Annotated in this window: 1 pseudogene; it reads left to right on the forward strand. The window is 59.8% G+C overall.

Annotation, left to right across the window (positions count from 1 at the left end):
• Nucleotides 1–204: 204 nt before the first annotated feature.
• Nucleotides 205–1,088, forward strand: a pseudogene (locus tag AC0L3A_RS40670) (ISNCY family transposase); the annotation flags it as partial.

Genomic DNA, 1,088 nt, shown 5'->3' on the forward strand with positions numbered 1-1,088 from the left:
CCACCATCGTCGAGATGAACGTCGAAAGCTATCGCAGGCGCACCGCGCTCGAGCGGAAGCGTGGTCCAGGGCGACCACCCTCGCATGCGACACCAAAAACACTCGCTGATTGACGCTCGCATTGCGTCGCCAGAAATGTTCCTGAATGCTGAGTTGTTGCCTCACGTAAATTGCTCCCCAATGGCAAGGGAGCGCAGGGCAACGATGAGGCGATTGAGTATGGCGACGCGCAAGGAACTGAAGTCTGCTTTGGCGCGGCGCTACAGGATGTCGAGCCGCATCGAAAAGGGCCGCATCCTCGACGAGTTCGTTGCAATCACGGGCTTCCATCGGAAGCACGCGATGCGGTTGCTGCGCTGCGATTCTGAGGGCCAGACAGCGGGTCGCCGCAATCGTCCGCGGATCTACCAAGACGCGGAGCGAAATGCGCTGATACTGCTTTGGGAGGCTGCAGACCGGGTGTGCGGCAAGCGTCTGAAGCCCCTGCTGCCGATCTTGATTGAATCGATGGAGCGGTACGGCCATATCGACCTGGCGTCAGAGATTCGGGCTAAATTATTGTCGATGAGTGCGGCGACGATCGACCGGGCACTTCGATGCGTTCGTGAGCGAAGCGGCCGGCCGCGTCGTCGCTCTGTAGAAGTGCTCTGCGACGCAGCATCCCTATTCGTACTTCAGCGGATTGGGGAGATCCGGCGCCTGGGTTCGTCGAGGCCGATCTTGTTGCCCACAGCGGTCCTTCGGCGCGGCAGTTTCGTCCACACGCTCGTTCTCACGGACATCGCGACCGGCTGGACCGAATGCGCGCCACTTCTGGTGCGTGAGCAGAAGCTGTTGAGCACGGTTCTGACCGAACTTCGTAAACAGCTACCGTTTGCGCTCCTGGGTCTGGACACCGACAACGACTCTGTGTTCATGAATGAGACCTTGAAGGTGTATTGCGAACAGGCTGGTATCGTCTTCACGCGCTGTCGCCCCTATCGCAAGAACGATCAGGCCTTCGTCGAGCAAAAGAACGGCGCGGTGGTCCGACGAATGGTCGGCTACCGTCGATTCGAGGGGCTCGAAGCGGCTGCTTTGCTGGCTCA

This window comes from Bradyrhizobium sp. MI1.3 (assembly GCF_055811695.1).